The sequence below is a fragment of the Citricoccus sp. genome (assembly GCF_035445025.1).
Classification (GTDB): domain Bacteria; phylum Actinomycetota; class Actinomycetes; order Actinomycetales; family Micrococcaceae; genus Citricoccus.
In genome coordinates this window covers 58989-77069 of record NZ_DAOMPX010000005.1, presented here as the reverse complement: position 1 = coordinate 77069, position 18081 = coordinate 58989, and the positions used below count along the sequence as shown (strand labels likewise).

The 18081-nt window shown below is 71.4% G+C and carries 19 protein-coding genes; 6 read left to right on the top strand and 13 right to left on the bottom strand.

What is annotated here, in order from left to right; translation table 11 throughout:
* Positions 1-17: 17 nt before the first annotated feature.
* Genes PLJ28_RS03360 through PLJ28_RS03345 form a run of 4 tightly spaced genes read right to left on the bottom strand, consistent with a single transcriptional unit; the run spans position 18 to position 4991 of the window.
* A complete protein-coding gene (locus PLJ28_RS03360) occupies positions 18-833 on the bottom strand; it encodes an HpcH/HpaI aldolase/citrate lyase family protein (RefSeq protein ID WP_183529918.1) in 816 nt (271 codons plus the stop codon).
* Positions 830-1405: a MaoC family dehydratase gene (locus PLJ28_RS03355; RefSeq protein WP_183529920.1), complete on the bottom strand. Its 576-nt coding sequence runs from the start codon at positions 1403-1405 to the stop codon at positions 830-832. Before PLJ28_RS03355 ends, PLJ28_RS03360 begins: the two co-directional genes overlap by 4 nt.
* On the bottom strand, positions 1402-3420 hold the full coding sequence (locus PLJ28_RS03350; protein ID WP_183529922.1) for an acetyl/propionyl/methylcrotonyl-CoA carboxylase subunit alpha: 2019 nt from the start codon (positions 3418-3420) through the stop codon (positions 1402-1404). Before PLJ28_RS03350 ends, PLJ28_RS03355 begins: the two co-directional genes overlap by 4 nt.
* A gap of 5 nt (positions 3421-3425) precedes the next feature.
* Positions 3426-4991: a carboxyl transferase domain-containing protein gene (locus PLJ28_RS03345; RefSeq protein WP_183529924.1), complete on the bottom strand. Its 1566-nt coding sequence runs from the start codon at positions 4989-4991 to the stop codon at positions 3426-3428.
* Positions 4992-5139: 148 nt separating this feature from the next.
* On the opposite strand from PLJ28_RS03345, the gene PLJ28_RS03340 reads away from it, so the two are divergent.
* Together PLJ28_RS03340 and PLJ28_RS03335 are read left to right on the top strand one after the other, a co-directional pair.
* Entirely contained in the window at positions 5140-5826 is a 687-nt protein-coding gene (locus tag PLJ28_RS03340; protein WP_324589881.1) for a TetR/AcrR family transcriptional regulator, read from the top strand.
* A 17-nt stretch (positions 5827-5843) separates the two neighbouring features.
* On the top strand, positions 5844-6695 hold the full coding sequence (locus PLJ28_RS03335) for an NUDIX hydrolase (protein ID WP_183529928.1): 852 nt from the start codon (positions 5844-5846) through the stop codon (positions 6693-6695).
* A gap of 21 nt (positions 6696-6716) precedes the next feature.
* Here PLJ28_RS03335 and PLJ28_RS03330 read toward each other — a convergent pair whose 3' ends face one another.
* From PLJ28_RS03330 to PLJ28_RS03315, 4 genes are read right to left on the bottom strand one after another with little or no spacing between them, the layout of a single operon-like run.
* Complete coding sequence (locus PLJ28_RS03330; RefSeq protein ID WP_298042876.1) at positions 6717-8012, bottom strand: hypothetical protein; 1296 nt, start codon at positions 8010-8012, stop codon at positions 6717-6719.
* Positions 8012-8386, bottom strand: a complete 375-nt coding sequence (locus PLJ28_RS03325; protein WP_183529932.1) for a hypothetical protein — start codon at positions 8384-8386, stop codon at positions 8012-8014. The genes PLJ28_RS03330 and PLJ28_RS03325 overlap by 1 nt, the downstream gene beginning before the upstream one ends.
* A 1-nt stretch (position 8387) precedes the next feature.
* Complete coding sequence (locus tag PLJ28_RS03320; protein WP_183530059.1) at positions 8388-9500, bottom strand: hypothetical protein; 1113 nt, start codon at positions 9498-9500, stop codon at positions 8388-8390.
* Positions 9497-9832: a DUF6507 family protein gene (locus PLJ28_RS03315; RefSeq protein ID WP_255459786.1), complete on the bottom strand. Its 336-nt coding sequence runs from the start codon at positions 9830-9832 to the stop codon at positions 9497-9499. Before PLJ28_RS03315 ends, PLJ28_RS03320 begins: the two co-directional genes overlap by 4 nt.
* A 419-nt stretch (positions 9833-10251) precedes the next feature.
* On the opposite strand from PLJ28_RS03315, the gene aceA reads away from it, so the two are divergent.
* The 4 genes from aceA (at position 10252) to PLJ28_RS03295 (ending at position 14270) form a co-directional block, all read left to right on the top strand.
* On the top strand, positions 10252-11547 hold the full coding sequence (gene aceA, locus PLJ28_RS03310; protein ID WP_183529936.1) for an isocitrate lyase: 1296 nt from the start codon (positions 10252-10254) through the stop codon (positions 11545-11547).
* A gap of 231 nt (positions 11548-11778) precedes the next feature.
* Positions 11779-13452: a malate synthase A gene (gene aceB, locus PLJ28_RS03305; RefSeq protein ID WP_183529938.1), complete on the top strand. Its 1674-nt coding sequence runs from the start codon at positions 11779-11781 to the stop codon at positions 13450-13452.
* Between the two features lie 161 nt (positions 13453-13613).
* Complete coding sequence (locus PLJ28_RS03300) at positions 13614-13985, top strand: glyoxalase superfamily protein (protein ID WP_183529941.1); 372 nt, start codon at positions 13614-13616, stop codon at positions 13983-13985.
* A gap of 114 nt (positions 13986-14099) precedes the next feature.
* The gene (locus tag PLJ28_RS03295; protein ID WP_183529943.1) at positions 14100-14270 is read left to right on the top strand and encodes a hypothetical protein; all 171 of its coding nucleotides are present in this window, start codon (positions 14100-14102) and stop codon (positions 14268-14270) included.
* A 66-nt stretch (positions 14271-14336) separates the two neighbouring features.
* On the opposite strand, the gene PLJ28_RS03290 is transcribed toward PLJ28_RS03295, so the two are convergent.
* The 5 genes from PLJ28_RS03290 to PLJ28_RS03270 form a co-directional block, all read right to left on the bottom strand.
* Positions 14337-14588 (bottom strand): hypothetical protein, encoded by a 252-nt coding sequence (locus PLJ28_RS03290; RefSeq protein ID WP_183529945.1) that lies wholly within the window; start codon positions 14586-14588, stop codon positions 14337-14339.
* A 67-nt stretch (positions 14589-14655) separates the two neighbouring features.
* Positions 14656-15630, bottom strand: a complete 975-nt coding sequence (locus PLJ28_RS03285; RefSeq protein ID WP_183529947.1) for a TspO-related membrane protein — start codon at positions 15628-15630, stop codon at positions 14656-14658.
* Positions 15627-16133, bottom strand: a complete 507-nt coding sequence (locus tag PLJ28_RS03280; RefSeq protein ID WP_183529949.1) for an acyl-CoA thioesterase — start codon at positions 16131-16133, stop codon at positions 15627-15629. The genes PLJ28_RS03285 and PLJ28_RS03280 overlap by 4 nt, the downstream gene beginning before the upstream one ends.
* 47 nt (positions 16134-16180) lie before the next feature.
* Entirely contained in the window at positions 16181-17305 is a 1125-nt protein-coding gene (locus PLJ28_RS03275) for a DNA adenine methylase (RefSeq protein ID WP_324589880.1), read from the bottom strand.
* A gap of 10 nt (positions 17306-17315) precedes the next feature.
* On the bottom strand, positions 17316-17996 hold the full coding sequence (locus PLJ28_RS03270; protein WP_324589879.1) for a YoaK family protein: 681 nt from the start codon (positions 17994-17996) through the stop codon (positions 17316-17318).
* Positions 17997-18081 lie beyond the last annotated feature (85 nt).

Genomic DNA, 18081 nt, shown 5'->3' with positions numbered 1-18081 from the left:
CGCCGCACCGCCCCGGTTCAGCCCACGATCCGCCGTGCCTGGCGCAGCACCGGCTCGTCCACCATCCGGTTCCGGAACCGGAACACCCCCGGCTGGTGCTGGGCCTCGGCCAGCACCGCCCGGGCCCACTCCAGTTCCTCATCACCCGGGGCGTAGGACTCGCGGATGACGGCCACCTGCGAGGGATGGATGCAGGCGGTGGCGGCGAATCCGGACGCCGCGGCGTCCTCGGCCTCGGCCCGCAGCCCGTCCAGGTCCGGGATGTCGAGAAACACCGAGTCCACCGCCACCTTGCCGGCGGCGTTCGCGGCGATCAGCACCCGCGAGCGGGCGTACCGGGCGACGTCCCGGTACCGGCCCCGGTGCTGCCCCTCCGCGAACCGGCTGGAACGGCCGGCCATGGAGGCCACCAGGTCCTCGGCGCCCCACATCAGGGACACCACGGCCGGGTGCCGGGCGATCTCGGCCGCGTTCTCCACGCCGGCCGCCGTCTCGCACAGCGCGATGACCCGGTACCCGGCCTCCTGCAGGTGGTCGAGCTGCCCGGCGTGTTCCGTCTTGGCCAGCATCAGCAGGCGGTACGGCCCGCCCTCGAGGGCCGCCAGGTCCAGGTCGTGCTCGAGCGTCCCGACGGGATTGACCCGGACGATCGTGGACTCCGGGTCCAGGGACGAGGCCGCGACGTGCTCCCGCGCGGTGTCCTTGTCCGCCGGGGCGACGGCGTCCTCGAGGTCGATGATCACGGCGTCGGCCGCGGCAGCGGCCTTGGCATAGCGGTCGGGCCGGTCGGCCGGGCAGAACAGGATCGCCGGGCCCGGGTGCGCGCCGCTCATGCCGCGCCTCCCGGTGCCAGTCCGTCCGCGGACGCCGTCCCGGCCGCCGGGTCCGGGGCACCGGCGCTCCGACCACCCGCACCACCCTCACCGGCCAGTGCCGCCGGCGACACCTGCATCAGCGTGGACCGCTTGGCCACGGCCACCACGGTCCCGTCCTGGTTCCGCGCGGTGTGGTGGAACTCCACGATCCCCTGGTGCGGCCGGGACGTCGACCGGCGCTTGGCGGCGATCAGCGTCTCGGCGTAGAGCGTGTCCCCGTGCCGCACCGGGGCCGGGAAGGTCACCTCGGAGAAGCCCAGGTTCGCCACGATCGTGCCCTGGGTCAACTGGGCGACGGACAGCCCCACCAGCGTGGAGAGGGTGAACATGCTGTTGACCAGCGGTTCCCCGAACTCCGTGCCGGCGGACCAGGCGGCGTCCAGGTGCAGGGACTGGGTGTTCATGGTCTGCGTGGTGAACAGGACGTTGTCCGCCTCGGTGACGGTGCGCCCCGGGGCGTGGACGTAGACCGCCCCCTCCTCCATCTCGTCGAAGTACAGCCCGCGCTGCTCGATCCGCCTGCCGGTCATGAGGCCTCCTCGACCTTCTCGTCGTCCCAGTTCGCGTCCGCGCGCCCGTCGGCACCGTCCTCGACGGTGATGACGGCCAGCACCTGGTCGCGGCTCACGGCGTCCCCGACGCCGGCGTGCAGCCGCACCGTGCCGGTCACGGTCGAGCGGATGACGTGTTCCATCTTCATCGCCTCGACGACGATCACCGGGTCCCCCTCGGCCACCACGTCACCGTCGGCGGCGGGGGTGAGCAGGACGGTGCCGGGCATCGGGGAGACCAGGGTGGGGTCCGAACTGGCCTCCGCGTCGACCCCGTGCTCCGTGCGCTCGCGCCGGATGTCGAACAGGGCGCCCTCGCGGTTCAGCTGCACCCCGTCGGGCCCGACGACGGCCGTGAAGCTGCGGCCGACACCGTCGATCGTCACGGTGGCCCAGTGCCCGTGCCGGCGCACCTGGGCGGGCAGCTCGCCGCGGTCGGTGACCACGACCGGGGAGTCCACGGGCCCGGCCAGCCGCACCGTGTGCGTCGTGCCGTCCGGCGCGGCCAGGCGGATCTGCCGGGGCGCCGGGGCGCCCAGCCGCCATCCGTCGCGCCGGCGCCACGGGCCGGCGTCGGTCCCGCGGGCCGCGTCCATCAGCAGGGCGACCTCCTGGACGTCCCGTTCGGTGGGCACCGCGAAGCCGATGGCGTCCAGCTCACGGGCGATCAGCCCGGTGTCGAGCCGACCGGCGACGACATCGGGCAATTCCAGCAGCGCGCGCAGGAACTCGACATTGGTGGTGAAGCCGACGATGGCCGTGTCCTCGAGGGCCGTGACCATCCGGCGGCGGGCCTCCTCGCGGTCCCGGCCCCACGTGATGACCTTGGCCAGCATGGGGTCGTAGTCCACGGAGACCACGAGGCCGTCCTCGATGGCGGTGTCCACCCGCACGCCGTCCCCGGCGGGGTGCCGGACGTGTTCCACGGTGCCGCCGGTGGGCAGGAACCCGGCGGCCGGGTCCTCGGCGTAGACGCGCGCCTCGATGGAATGGCCCGTCAGGACGATGTCCTCCTGGGCCAGGTCCAGGACCTCGCCGGCGGCGATGCGCAGCTGCTGTTCGACCAGGTCGACCCCCGTGACCTCCTCGGTGACCGGGTGCTCGACCTGCAGCCGGGTGTTCATCTCCATGAAGAAGAACTCGTCGGGGGAGTCCGCGGGGACGATGAACTCGACGGTGCCCGCACCCCGGTAGTCCACCGACCGGGCTGTGTCGCAGGCGGCCTGTCCGATGCGTGCGCGCGTGGCCTCGTCCAGCAGCGGCGAGGGCGCCTCCTCGATGACCTTCTGGTGGCGGCGCTGCAGGGAGCACTCGCGCTCGCCGAGGTGGATGACGTTGCCGTGCTCGTCCGCCAGCACCTGGACCTCGATGTGGCGCGGGGTGAGGACGTAGCGCTCCAGGAACAGGGTGTCGTCCCCGAAGCTCGCGGCGGCCTCGCGCCGGGCGGCATCCAGGGACGAGGCCAGCTGGTCCGCCGACTCGACCACGTGCATGCCCTTGCCGCCTCCGCCTGCGGAGGGCTTGATGAGCAGCGGATAGCCGACGTCCCCGGCCGCGGCGGCCAGCTCCTCGTTCGTCATGCCCGGCTTCGCGATGCCCGGGACAGTGGGCACGCCGCGCTGCTGGACCGCGTTCTTGGCGGTGATCTTGTCCCCCATGACCTGGATGGACCCCGCCCTCGGGCCGATGAAGACCAGGCCGGCGTCCTCACAGGCCTGCGCGAACGTGGCGTTCTCGGCGAGGAAGCCGTACCCGGGATGGATGGCCTCGGCGCCGGTGGACCGGGCGGCCTCGATCACGGCCCCGATGTCCAGGTAGCTCTGGGCGGCCGGTGGCGGACCGAGGCGCACGGCGCTGTCGGCCAGCTGCACGTGGCGCGCGCCGGCGTCGGCGTCGGAGTACACCGCCACCGACCGGATGCCCAGGGACCGGAGGGTGCGGATGATGCGGCAGGCGATCTCGCCGCGGTTGGCGATCAGCACTTTCGAGAACATGCGGCTCACATCCTGAAGACGCCGTAGCCCGGCGCCGGGGTTGACGGATCGGGGGACCGCATGACCACGTCGAGCGCGAGGCCGACGACGTCCCGGGTCTGGGCGGGCTCGATGATCCCGTCGTCCCAGAGCCGTGCGGTGGAGTAGTAGGGGCTGCCCTGGTGTTCGTACTGCTCACGCGTGGGCCGTTCGAACTCGGCCTGCTCCTCGGCGCTCCAGGTGCCGCCGCCGGCCTCGATCTGGTCGCGGCGGACGGTGGAGAGCACGGAGGCGGCCTGGGGCCCGCCCATCACGGACACCCGCGCCCCCGGCCAGAGCCACAGGAAGCGCGGGGAGTACGCCCGGCCGCACATCGAGTAGGTGCCGGCGCCGAACGACCCGCCGACCACGACGGTCAGCTTGGGCACGGAGGTGGTGGCCACAGCGTTGACCATCTTGGCGCCGTGCTTGGCGATGCCGCCGGACTCGTACTCCCGCCCCACCATGAACCCGGTGATGTTCTGCAGGAACAGCAGCGGGATCTTCCGCTGGTCGCACAACTCGATGAAGTGGGCCCCCTTGAGGGCGGACTCGCCGAACAGGACGCCGTTGTTGGCCAGGATGCCCACCCGGTGCCCGTGGACGCGGGCGAAGCCGGTGACCAGGGTGGTCCCGTACTCGCGCTTGAACTCGTGGAAGCTGCCGGCGTCGATGGTCCGGGCGATGATCTCCCGCGCGTCATAGGGCGTGGTCAGCTCCACGGGGACCACGTCGGTGAGGGTCTCCGGGGACTTCTCCGGCCCGGTCACCGCGGCCGGTTCGTAGGGCAGGGCCGGGCTGTCGGGCAGGGTGGCCACGATGTCCCGCACGATCTGCACCGCGTGCTCGTCGTTCTCGGCCAGGTGGTCGGTCACGCCGGAGACCTTCGAGTGCACCTCACCGCCTCCGAGGTCCTCGGCGGTGACGACCTCTCCCGTGGCGGCCTTCACCAGCGGGGGACCGCCGAGGAAGATGGTGCCCTGGTTGCGCACGATCACGGTCTCGTCGCTCATCGCCGGAACGTAGGCGCCGCCGGCGGTCGAGGAGCCCATGACCGCGGCGATCTGCGGGATGCCGTCCCGGGACATCCGGGCCTGGTTGTAGAAGATGCGGCCGAAGTGGTCCCGGTCCGGGAAGACCTCGTCCTGCATCGGCAGGAACGCGCCGCCGGAGTCCACCAGGTAGATGCAGGGCAACCGGTTCTCCGCGGCGATCTCCTGGGCCCGCAGGTGCTTCTTCACCGTGATCGGGTAGTACGTCCCGCCCTTGACGGTGGCGTCGTTGGCGACCACCATGACGTGACGGCCGTGGACCAGTCCGATCCCGGCCACCACTCCCCCGGACGGGGCGTCGCCGCCGTAGAGCTCGAACCCGGCCAGCGGGGCCACCTCCAGGAAGGGGCTGCCCTCATCCAGCAGGGCGTCGATGCGGTCCCGCGCGAGCATCTTGCCGCGGGCCAGGTGCCGCTCGCGCGAGGCCTGGGGACCACCGAGCGCGGCGTCGGCACGCCGCTGTCTCAGCTCGGCGATCAGGTCGGGGTACGTGGTCGACATCAGCAGGAGCCGCCCTTCGGGAGAACGTTGTCGGACTTCTCGTGTGGGCCACGCCTCGTCGGTCACGAGCGCGGCCCGGAATTCAGGTTACTGGTCTCTAACTGAAATTGTCTATCATTGATCCAGACCAGTCGACGGGGAGGACATCATGACCGCAACCTGGAGGGCCACCCAGAAGGCGAACCGGCGGGCCGCGCTGATCCGCTCGGCCGCCCACCTGTTCGCCGAGCGCGGCTTCGCAGCCGTGTCCACCGGGGAGCTCGGTGAGGCCGTCGGCATGAGCGGACCGGCCCTGTACAAGCACTTCTCCAGCAAGGACGCCCTGCTGGCCGAGATCCTCGTGGACGTCTCCGAACGGTTGCTGGCCGGTGGGCGGGAGATCCTCGACAGCGAGCACGAGCCCGGCGAGACCCTCGAGCGGCTCATCCGGTTCCACCTGGACTTCGCCACCTCGGATCCGGACGTCATCCGTCTGCAGGACCGCGAGCTGCCGGCCCTGGCACCCGAGGACAACCGGCGTGTGCGCCGCCTGCAGCGCGAGTACGTCCAGTCCTGGGACGGGCCCCTGGCCGGGCTGCGCCCGGACCTCGACGACGGCGAGCGCCAGATCCGCCTGATGGCCACCTTCGGCCTGCTCAACTCGACCCCGCACAGCGCCGGGGGACCGGCACGCACACCCGCGGCCCACCGCCCGGACGGCGCACCCGGCGCACCCGACGCCGACGGGGCGGGCGGGTCAGACGCCCCCGACGGGACGGACAGGTCGGACGGGTCGGAGGGATCCGACGTCATAGACGTCCTGGCATCGATGGCCTGGCGGGCCCTGACCGGTTGACCGCCTACCCTGAGCCCATGCCCTCCTCCGCCCAGCACCGCTCCGATGCACCGACGACCCCGGGAATCCCCCGGGCGGCCACGGTCCTGCTCCTGAGGCCCGGTACGGGCTCCCCGGCCCCGGAGGTCTTCACCATCACCCGGCACACCGCCCTGGCCTTCAGCGCGGGGGTCTCCGCCTTCCCCGGCGGGCGCATCGACGCCGCCGACGAGCTGCCGGCGGACTTCTGGGCCGGCACCGACCTGGTCGACTGGGGCCACCGGCTGCGACTGGAACCGGACACCGCGGGGATGGTGCTGGCCGGCGTCGTGCGCGAGACCTTCGAGGAGACGGGGGTGCTGCTGGCCCGGCACCGGGACGGGCGCCCGGTGGACGGCGGCACCCTGGCCGGGCTCCCGGACGATGCCCGCCGACGGGTGGAGGACCACGAGCTCGACTTCGCCACCCTGCTGGCCGAGCACGGCCTCCAGCCGGACGCCGGTGGACTGCGTGCACTGTCCCGCTGGGTCACCCCGGAGGGCGAACCCCGGCGCTACGACACCTACTTCTTCCTGGCCGCCCTGCCCCACGGGCAGGAACCGGGCACCCTGTCCTTCGAGGGCGCGGACAGTCGGTGGACCACCGCGACGACGGCCCTGCAGGACTTCCGCGCCGGCGTCCACCAGCTGATGCCGCCCACCTGGGCCCAGTTCCGTGCCCTCGCCGGGGCCCCCGACCTCGACTCCGCGCTGGCCATCGGCGGCACCCTCGCCCCCGTCCAGCCGACGGTCGCCAGCCGGAAGCCGCGCCGGATCATCGACTTCCCCGGCCACGAGGACTTCGCCCGCGACCTGGCCGCCGGGAGTTCCACGTCCGGCCCACCGGCGTGAGGCGCTCCGGAATGCACCGGCCTACCGCTGCCGCGTGCCCAGTCCCGGCTCCAGGAGCATCCTGATCCTGCGGTAGAGGTTGCGGCTGCTGATGGGGACCACGACGGCCCGGTCGACCTCCCTGACCACCTCGGCGTGTGACACGCCGTCGATGTTCAGGAAGAGCAGCGGTGCCTTGTCCGGTCCGGCCTGCAGGCTCCACACCAGCAGGTCCCGTCCCCGGAGGGACTCGGGCAGGTCGTCCGCCTCGACGGGGGAACCCTCCGCCAGCCGGGTCATGACCGAGGACATCACGGTCACGTCCCGGTCCAGGACGGGCCAGGTGGGGCCGGCGCCGACCCAGGCGGCGATCACCGCTGCCTCCGTGCCCGACTGGACCATGTCCAGCGTCTGGCGGTCGGCGAGGGGCTGTTCCGGGCCCGTGGCCCATTGGGCGGCCGCATCCGGGCCCGCCAGGACGGTCGTCCCCCCGCGGTCTCCACGCCACGCCTGCAGGATGCTCGTCCGGGATCCCCGCCGTGTGATCACGCGCACGCTGGCCTCGGCGTCCCGCAGGGGCGCGACCACGGTGGAGCCGGCCGGGGTCACCCTGCCGCGCTCATCGCACAGGTGCGCGTCCTGGAGTGCCTGCAGCTGGCGGGCATAGGTGCCGCGCTCGAGGCGGCCCAGGCCCCGGCCGGAGTCCATCAGGCGACGCAGCAGTTCCACCTGGTCCCGGTCGAGGACGGGGCCCTCCGAGACCCAGGACTGCCGGCGGTTGAGGTCGTCGAGGCGTTCCACGGGTTGCCCGCCGGAGTCCGTGAAGCCGGCGGCGGGCGTCGGCGCCCGGTCCGGGACCCAGGCGTAAGCGGGTGCATCGAGCGCCACGGCGTGCTCGGGGTACTCCACGGAGGACAGGATGTCACCGACGGTGCGGTCCAGCGCGGGCACGTCCGCCTCGGCGACCGTCACCGTCAGCCCGATGCTGTATCCCTCGACCACGGTGCAGGCGTGGGTGAAGTGCAGGTGCATCCCGCCCTGCGTGGCCGTGGCCTCCACGCGCCGCCCGCCCCTGAACTCGTCCACCGACAGCACGTGGAGGTCCGGGTACAGGACCGACCACGTCGCGATGTTCACCGTGGACAGCTGGGTCATGGTCCCCGGAAAGTCGTGGACCGTCAGCACGGCCGAGGGCGCGAGGAGTCCCTCGCGGGACGGCCCGCGCAGGACCCGGGACACCCCCGGCATCGCGACGTCGGCCGTCACGTCGGTCCAGTCGGCCGGCACGCTCCACCGGACGCCCCACTGCTCCAGTGCGAGGGCGGACTCGGCCGCCATCAGCGCCTCCCCACCGAGGAGCCCACAGCCTGGTGTCGATACCACTCCGGCCGCCAGCGATCAGGCAGGACGTGGCTGACGATCATCCCGACGACGATGCCCGTGATGAGCACCGCGATGGATGCCACCTGCATCCAGGACGAGCCCCCGGCCTGCGCGAGGCCCAGCAGGATCCCGCCGATGAGCGAGGTGACGGAGTAGACCGCCAGGGTCAGCAGCCCCCAGTGCGGCCCCCAGAGGGTGAGCGGGGGGTGGATGGCCATCCACCCGCGCCAGCTCCCCCGATAGGCTCGCGCGCTCATGACACCGGACCACAGTGCCGCCAGGCAGAAGATCCCCGTGATGGCGATCGCGATCATCTGGTTGTCCGACAACTCAGCCTCCCCAGAAGTTGTTCCAGGCGTTCTTCACGCCATCGGCGAAGCCCTCGCCGTCCGTCCAGTTGTCAATGGTATTGCCCAGGATCTCTCCACCCCAGCCACCTGCGATACCACCGGCCACGCCCCCGATGATGCCGCCGACCACGGTCCCCACCGGGCCACCGACCATGGTGCCCACGGCCGCACCGGCGGCCGCGCCGCCCCAGGCGCCACCCGCGGAGCCCAGGAAGGAGCCACCGGCACCGAGCGTGGCCGACTTGACCGCGCTGCCGGTCTGCTCTGCCGTGGTCATCCCCGGGTTCTCGACGAGGTCCTGGTTCCATTCCTCGGAGTAGTTGCCCCATGCCGACAGGACGACGTCCGCCCCCTCCAGGAAGCGGCCGCCCCACTTCGCCCATCCGGGCGGGTTGGGCAGGTCGGCCGCGATGACGACCGGGGTACGCGTCTCGACCCTCGTCTGGGTCAGGTCGAGTTCCGTGTACCGGAGCCTGCTGCCGTCCGCGAACTCGATCTGGAGGTCGGTGTACCGCACCGACGTGACGGTGATGGTGTCCACGACGTCGAAGGTGAACCTGTGGACCCGGTGCCCCTCGAGGGCCTCCTGGACCAGGGCGCTGGTGGCGCCGGCCTCCGGGCCCGCGAACTGCCCGGGGGTGTACGGGGTGTCCGGGTTGACGGCCCTGATGTTGTGAGCGCACTGCTCCTCCAGCTCGGCCATCTGCTGCGCGACGGCGTTGACCGCGCTTTGGGCCTCCTGCTCGTCGGCCACGTCGGCGTAGCAGGCCAAGGCCCCCGCGACCGCACTGTCATAGGCGTCCTTCAGCCCGTCCATCGCATCGCAGTAGGCATCGATGGCCAGGTAGACCGCCCGCGTCCCGGACCTGCCGGCATCGCCGTAGTCGACGACGGGGTCGGCGGCAGCATAGACAGTGCCCATGTCCAGGGTGTCCGACGTGATGTACCCGTTGGCCTGGATGTCGCCCCAACTGGCCTTGACCTCGTCCGCCCGGTCGGAGATCGCCTTCCCCGCATCCCTGATCCCCTGGGCGGCCGCCCGCAGTGCTCCCGTGTCGGGGAAGGCGGGCAGGCCGCCGAGGTCGACACTCACTGGGCGTCCTCCCAGCTCGAGGGGACGTCCGAGATCTCGCTCCGGGCGTCCGCCGCCATCTGCTCGTTGCCGTCGATGAAGGCGTTCACCATCTTCTGGCCCTCGTTGACGATGTTGGTGCTGCGCCAGTGGGCCATCGTCGCCACGGGCGCGAGGTAGCCGTCGTGGACCTCCTGGAGGGCACCGGCGATCAGCGTGCTCTGGCACTCTGCCGCGGTGCCCTCCACGGCGGTGCGCAGATCGGTGATGAGCGCTTCGAACTCGCCGGCATGTGTGCGGGTCGCCGCTATGACGCCGTTGGCGCCGTCCTCATCCACCCGGTAGTCAACCATGGTGTCCACCCTCCCATCCTCGGCACGGCCTCACCGGCCCCACGACTCTCGACAGTCTAGGAACGGTCCGCCCCGGCCGCGATGGGGAGTTCTCCCCATCCTCCTGCCGCGCACCCGCCTGGCGCTCCGACGAGCCCGCCCCGCCCCGCCCCGCCCCGGCCCGCGGGCCCGGGGGCGCGAGGCGGCGATGAGCCCCCTTGTCAAGGAATGACACTTTTGGCCCCATCCGAACCTGCCAGAAGCGATACAAGGCTCGTTCAGCGCGAGATATCACCTTTCTGACCATTGTGAAGATGGGGTGAAATTTTCCGCCGATCTCCACCCCACGGGGGCTTGCCGCGGTCAAGACTGGTGGTCAACGAAGCGATCCACATCACTTCGACCGCCACAGTCCACACCCGACTCGCAGGAGAGCCGACATGGAACCGAACACCCCCGCATCCGCCGAACAGCTCCAGCACGACTGGGACCACAACCCCCGGTGGGCCAACACCGAGCGCACCTTCACCGCTGAGGACGTCGTCAAGCTGCGCGGCCGCGTCCAGGAGGAGCACACCCTGGCCCGCCGCGGTTCCGACAAGCTCTGGGAGCAGCTGACCACCGAGCACGCCGAGGGCAAGTTCACCAACGCCCTGGGGGCCCTCACCGGCAACATGGCCGTCCAGCAGGTCAAGGCCGGATTGCGCGCCATCTACCTCTCCGGTTGGCAGGTCGCCGCTGACGCGAACCTCTCCGGCCACACCTACCCGGACCAGTCCCTGTACCCGGCCAACTCCGTCCCGGCCGTGGTGCGCCGCATCAACAACGCCCTGATGCGCGCCGACCAGATCGAGTTCTCCGAGGGCATCCAGACCGTCGAGGACTACCTGGTCCCGATCGTGGCCGACGCCGAGGCCGGCTTCGGCGGCCCGCTGAACGCCTACGAACTGATGAAGGCCATGATTGCCGCCGGTGCCTCCGGGGTGCACTGGGAGGACCAGCTGGCCTCCGAGAAGAAGTGCGGTCACCTGGGTGGCAAGGTGCTGATCCCGACCGGTCAGCACATCCGCACCCTGAACGCCGCCCGCCTGGCCGCAGACGTCTCCGGCGTCAACTCGGTGGTCATCGCCCGGACCGACGCGGAGGCCGCCACCCTGATCACCTCCGACGTGGATGAGCGCGATGCCGAGTTCATCACCGGTGAGCGCACCGCCGAGGGCTTCTACAAGGTGCGCAACGGCATCGAGCCCTGCATCGCCCGCGCCAAGGCCTACGCCCCCTACTCCGACCTGATCTGGATGGAGACCGGCACCCCGGACCTGGAGCTGGCCAAGAAGTTCGCCGAGGCCGTCAAGTCCGAGTTCCCGGACCAGATGCTCTCGTACAACTGCTCCCCGTCCTTCAACTGGCGGAAGAACCTGGACGACGAGACCATCGCCAAGTTCCAGCGCGAGCTGGGGGCCATGGGCTACACCTTCCAGTTCATCACCCTGGCCGGCTTCCACGCCCTGAACCACTCCATGTTCGACCTGGCCAAGGGGTACAACGAGCGCCAGATGTCCGCCTACGTGGAGCTGCAGGAGCGGGAGTTCGCCGACGAGGCCCGCGGCTACACCGCCACCAAGCACCAGCGCGAGGTCGGCACCGGGTACTTCGACGCCATCTCCACCGCGGTCAACCCCGACAGCTCCACCACGGCGCTGGCCGGCTCCACCGAGGCCGGACAGTTCCACTGATCCCCACCGCGGCCGGCCTCGCGCCGAGCTGACGCACCGGTGGCGGCCGGGCCCTCCCGGCCCGGCCGCCACCTGCCTTCCCCACCGGACCCGAACACCAGCCCGACGCCGACGCCCCACCGACAGGCGCCGCCGTCGCCCTCCTCTCCCCTCACCAGCCCGGGGCACAGCAACCACTTTTCCTCCGGCCCCCGCCTAGGGCGGAACGGCCACACTCCCAAGGAGACCACCATGTACCCCACCGACCAGCCCATCACCCTTAACGGCGTGACGATCACCGGACCCCACCTGCCGCGGCAGGAGGAGATCCTCACCCCGGACGCCCTCGAGTTCCTGGCCGTGCTGCACCGCCGGTTCAACGGCCGCCGCGCCGAGCTGCTGGCCCGGCGACAGGAGATCCGCGAGCGCATCTCCCAGGGGTGGACCCCGGACTTCCTGACCGAGACCCGTTCCATCCGTGAGGACGAGTCCTGGCGCGTCGCCCCGCTCTCGCCCGGGCTGAAGGACCGCCGGGTCGAGATCACCGGCCCGGTGGACCGCAAGATGACGATCAACGCGCTGAACTCCGGGGCGAAGTGCTGGCTGGCCGACTTCGAGGACTCCTCCTCGCCGTCGTGGTCGAACGTGCTCAACGGCCAGGTGAACCTCAAGGACGCCATCCGCCGCAAGATCGACTTCACCTCCCCGGAGGGCAAGGAGTACAAGCTCGGCGGCGTGCAGCTGGTGGACCGGCCGACCATCATCGTCCGTCCCCGCGGCTGGCACCTGGACGAGGACCACCTGATGGTGGACGGCGAGCCGATGTCCGGGTCGCTGGTGGACTTCGGCCTGTACTTCTTCCACAACGCCAAGGAGCTGCTGCGGCGCGGTATCGGTCCGTACTTCTACCTGCCCAAGACCGAGAACCACCTCGAGGCCCGGTTGTGGAACTGCGTGTTCGTGGTGGCCCAGGACCACCTCGGCATCCCGCAGGGCACCGTCCGCGCCACCGTGCTGATCGAGACGATCACCGCCGCGTTCGAGATGGAGGAGATCCTCTACCAGCTGCGCAACCACGCCGCCGGCCTGAACGCCGGACGCTGGGACTACATCTTCTCCATCATCAAGAACTTCCGGGACCGCGGCGAGGAGTTCGTGCTGCCGGACCGGGCGGACGTGACGATGACCGCCCCGATGATGCGCTCCTACACCGACCAGCTGGTGCGCGCCTGCCACAAGCGCGGCGCCTCGGCGATCGGTGGCATGGCGGCCTTCATCCCGAACCGCCGTGACCCGGAGGCCAACGAGATGGCGCTGGCCAAGGTGCGCGAGGACAAGACCCGCGAGGCCAACGACGGCTTCGACGGCTCCTGGGTGGCCCACCCGGACCTGGTCCCGGTGGCCATGGAGGTCTTCGACGAGGTGCTGGGCGACCGCCGCAACCAGATCCGCTCCGCCAAGCGCGAGGACGTGACCCCGGACGCCCAGGGTCTGCTGGCCGTCTCCCAGACGCCCGGGGAGATCACCGAGAAGGGCGTGCGCACCAACATCGAGGTCGGCATCCGCTACGTGGAGTCCTGGCTGCGGGGCAACGGCGCGGCCGCCATCCACAACCTCATGGAGGACGCCGCCACCGCGGAGATCTCGCGTTCCCAGATCTGGCAGTGGATCAACGCCGGTTCCACGGCACGGTTGTCCGACGGCGGCACCCGCACCGTGACCCGCGAGTGGGTCCAGGAACTGATGGACGAGGAGTTCGCGGCCATTGAGCGCTCCGAGGGGGACCGCTTCGACGACGCGCTCGCCGTGTTCGCCGGATCCGCCCTGGCCGAGGAGTTCCCGGACTTCCTGACCCTGCCGGCCTACCGGCAGTTCCTCTCGGCCAACGCCCCGGCGCGGCAGGAGATGGCGGGCGCCACCGCCTGACCCGGCCCGGCGCCCGCACCCCGGCACGCGGCGGCCGGATCCGCCCCTCTGGACCCGTGATCATCGGGACCCGGGGGCGGATCCGGCCGCCGCTCCCCTGTCCGGGGGGATGCGTCGTCGGACCGTGCCATGGCCGGCGGGCTGCGTCTACCCTGTGCGTCATGGACATGAAGATCGAGCTCGTGGCCCTGCCGGTCACCGACGTCGACCGGGCCAAGGGCTTCTACGTCGACCAGGTGGGGTTCCACGCCGACCACGACCACGTCATCTCCCCCGACCTGCGCTTCGTCCAGCTCACCCCGCCGGGATCGGCCTGTTCGGTGGCCCTGGGCGTGGGCATCACCGAGATGGCCCCGGGCTCGCAGAAGGGCCTCCAGATGGTCATCGCGGACGCCGACGCCGCCCGGGCCGAACTGGTGTCCCGGGGCGTCGACTGCAGCGATGTCGACGAGCAGCCCTGGGGCCGGTTCGTCTACTTCGCCGATCCCGACGGGAACACCTGGTCCCTGCAGCAGATGCCACCGGGATCCTGACCTTCCCCCTATTCAGCCGCGCCTTCCGCTCACCGGTCTCGCCCGGGGATGCCGTTTCCGTGCCCCCGGGAACGTGGTGCAGACTGGAGGCCCGACCTACTTACAGGAGGACGTATGAGCACCGAACCCGTCAACCCGGAGGTCCCGGACGAGGACCGTCTCGACGAGCCGCAGACCCAGTTCAGCGAGAACGAGAAGTCCTCGCGCGGCCCGGAGACCGAGGAGGAGCTGGACGAGCAGGTCGAGGACACCTTCCCGGCCTCTGACCCGCCGGCCAACTACTGAGCGCCACCCCGCCTCACGCGAAGGGCCCCGGAGACCAGGAATGGTCTCCGGGGCCCTTCGCGTGAGTCAGTAATTGGCCGGGGGGTCGGAGGCGGGAAAGGACTCCTCCTCCCATTCGTCGGCCCGGGCGTCATCGGCATCGTGACGCCTCTTGGCCTCCGCAGCGGCCTCCCGGGCCTCCTCGGCGGCGGCACGCGCCTCCTCAGCGGCCTCCCGGGCCTCCTCGGCAGCTGCTCGGGTCTCCTCCGCTGCCTCCTGGGACGGGGCTCCCGCGGGGGCTTCGTCGGGATCACCAGGGGTGCGTGGTTCGGTACTCATGGGGCCTCCTGCTCCGGCATGATGGATGCTCGGAGGATACTCCCGACCCCCCGGGCAGGTCAGGGGCTCAGCGCCCGTCGATCGGATCACCGTCGCCGTCCAGGGCGTCGGCGATCAGGTCACGCGCCTCCCCGGTGACGGATCTGCGGGACAGCAGCCAGGCGGCGATGGTGGCCAGCACGACCAGGACCGAGGCGCCGGCTGCGGTGAGCGCCAGCGACGCCGACTGCAGCCCCGAGCCGTCGGAGCGCCCGACGGCGATCCACGCCAGCCCCCAGGCGGTCGCCAGCGCCGGGGCGAACCGGCCACCGTCGTAGAGCGCCGTGGCCGTGGCGATCAGCGTGGCGACCACCACCAGGATGGTCGCCCAGACGACCGGCCCCAGCGGCGCACCGGTCCAGCCGAGGGACGCCAGCCATGCCGCCGTGTTGGCCAGGGTCGCCACGGTGACCCAGCCCAGGTAGAGCCCCTGAACGCCGTCGAGCAGGATCCGCTCGGTCCAGCGCGCGGCGGATCCCCGGGACGGGGCGGCGGTCCCTCCGGCACCGACCGCCGTCGCCGGCGGGTCGGCTTCGCGGTAGCGTGCGGACTCCAGGATCACGAGGACCCGGCACAGGCAGGCCAGCAACAGGACGATGACGAGCACGCTGACGGCCAGCCAGCCGGCCTGCACGACCCAGATCCAGGCCGAGTTCAGGACGACCCCCGCGAGGATCCACGGCCGTGCGGCGTTGTGCCGGGGGGTGTCCGCGGCCGGGAAGAACTGCCAGATCCCGTAGCCCACGAGGCCGGTGTAGATGACCGACCAGATGGAGAAGGCGGGCCCGGCCGGGGCGATCCAGGTGCTGTCCGCCGTCAGCCAGCCGTCGGCGGCCTCCACGATCGGGGTCCCGCCGATCGCGCCGGAACCGACGAAGGCGCTGACGATGGCGAGCACGATGACCACCGCCGTCGCGGTCTGACCGGTCCGGGTGGCCAGGGCACCGGCCGCGCCGGGGGCGCGGGCCGGCCGGGCAGGTCCGTGGGCGGGGGCGGTGCTCATGAGCCGCCCCCCGGGCCGGCGCCGGACGGTGCCGCCCCGGCCGTCACGACGCCGGCTCCCCCGGCCCGCTCGTCCTCGACGCGCCCGGGGTCCGGCCAGCGCCAGTCCTCGAGTCCGGCCCGCTCGGTGTCCGTCAGCGGCCGGGATGATCCGTCACCGGTGATCACCACCATCACGGCGTCCACCGTGAACACGGGCCGGTCCTGTTGGACGCCCTGGTGGCGCAGGGTGAAGGAGCTGGTGCCCACCCGGAGCACCCCCACGCGCACCTCGAGCGGGGTGCCGTAGTGAGCCGGGCGGTGGTAGTCGATGACCTGCCGGGCCACCACGCGTCCGCCCACGGACTGGGACTCCGCCACGGAGTCCGGGCCGTCCACGTGCATCTGGAAGCGGACGCGCGCCTCCTCGGCCAGGGTCACCACGCGCGCGTTGTTGATGTGGCCCAGCAGGTCCTGGTCGGACCACCGCAGTTCCAGGGGGATGGGCAGGTATCTCTCGGTCATGGCGTCCTTTCGGGGTCGGCGCCGGCCCCTTCCGCAGACGGGTGCCGTTACGGGCCTGTGGACAGCGTACCGAGGGCGGCCGCCGTGCGGTCCAGGACTCGGGAACGCTGACCGCCGGCACCGTCGGCCAGCCCGGCCGCGACGTCCCGGACGGCCTGTGCCCCGCCGGCCACGAACACGTACTCCGTGTTGCGCAGGTGGGACACGGCGCCCACCTTCTTCCCGGCCGGGTTGTGGATGCCGATCTGGGCCCCCACGTACCTCTTGGAGTCGAAGGCGAAGACCTCGACCGCCTCGTGCCCGGAGTCCCGCAGCATGCCCGCCATCTGTGGGACGGTGATCCAGGACTCGTCGTTGTAGGACAGGATCACGGTCCTCGCCCGGATCCGGGACAGCACGTCCGCGAGCGCTGCCGGCATGGTGCGCCGGGAGTTGAACACGCTGCGGGTCTCGTCGTCGCGCACGTCCACCCGCTTGCAGGCCACCCCGTAGTGGTCGGGGGCGTCCCACCGGACCAGGGTCTCCCACACGTGGTAGTTCGCGAAGTACCGATGCTGGTTGTAGGGCGGGTCCACGTAGCAGAGGTCCACCGCCGGCAGCATGCCCACGGTCTGCATGACGTCCCCCGTGACCGAGGCCCCGGGCCCGTCCAGCAGCACCGGCACCCGCAGTTCCAGGTCCCGCATCGACCGCGGGGCCCAGTCCTTCAGGTACGCCATCTGGATCCCGGTGGTGGAGTCCACCCGGTCGGCGGCCTCCAGGAGCGAGGTCAGCAGGACGGGATACAGCTCCGTGCCCGCGTGCTCGTCCTCGATCCGCTGCCGGATCGCGTCGATGCGCATCCCGTTCTTGGGCTGGAAGTACCTCGCCTGTTCGCAGAAGGTCTCGGTGACGTACCCGCGCACCGGCGGCGTGGCCTGGAGGTCCGCGAGGACCGCGGCGAGGTGCTCGCGGTCCACGGCCCGCGCGTCGGTGGCGATGTAACAGCCGGCGAGCACGCCGGTGTAGGTGGCCCGGTCCGCGGCCGTGGTGTGGATGCCGCGCCGCTTGAACTCCTGGGCCACCCGGGTGGTCCCGGAGAACAGGTCGACGGCGGTGCGCGCCCCGGCCGCCTCCGCCATGGCCCCCAGGACCGGCACCAGGACCCGCTTGGAGCCCAGGTACTTGATCATGACCTCGAACCTAGTCCACCGCACCGCGGTGCCGGCGGAGGTCGAGCATCGCGGCGATCCCGGCCAGCAGGACCACGGCGACCCACAGGGCTCCCAGTCCCCAGGCGAGATAGGCGAAGGCACCGATGGCGGATCCGAGGGCGATCGCCGCCCACAGGGCCAGGAACCGCAGCCAGACGACCCGGTTGCCCCCGGTCAGGGCCAGCGCCAGGTGCTGTCCGGTCTTCACCAGGGTCCCCGTCATATAGGTCAGTCCCACCGTCACCTCGCCGCCCCGGGTGAAGGTGCCGTTGACGGCACCCATGCCGGCGGCCACCGCGGGAGGGACGGCCACCCTCAGCACCGGGACCAGGGACATCAGGGCCGCGAGCAGCAGGAACGCCATGGACACCCAGACGGCGGTCGACCGGGGCCCGGCAGGCTCCGGCCGGTCCCCTCTCGAGGAGCGCAGGTGCACGGCCAGGGAGGACACCACCACGCCGGTCACAAAGAAGGCGACGAGACCCATGGCCTTCGCCCAGGCCAGCGGCTCCCCCTGGGCGATGTCGGCGCCTGCCCGGGTCGAGTTCCCGGACATGAACGACACGAAGTACCCGCCGAGGTGGATGAAGGCCACCCCGTCCACGAAGCCGGCCGTGGCGGTCAGGATCCCCGCGAGCACCCCTTCCCGGGGCGTCAGTGATCCCGCCAACGGCCTGCTCCCTTCTGGTCGACGACTCGACTTTACCGGGGACGGGTGGGTTAGATGTGGAGGAACGATGGAACAACGAGAGGAC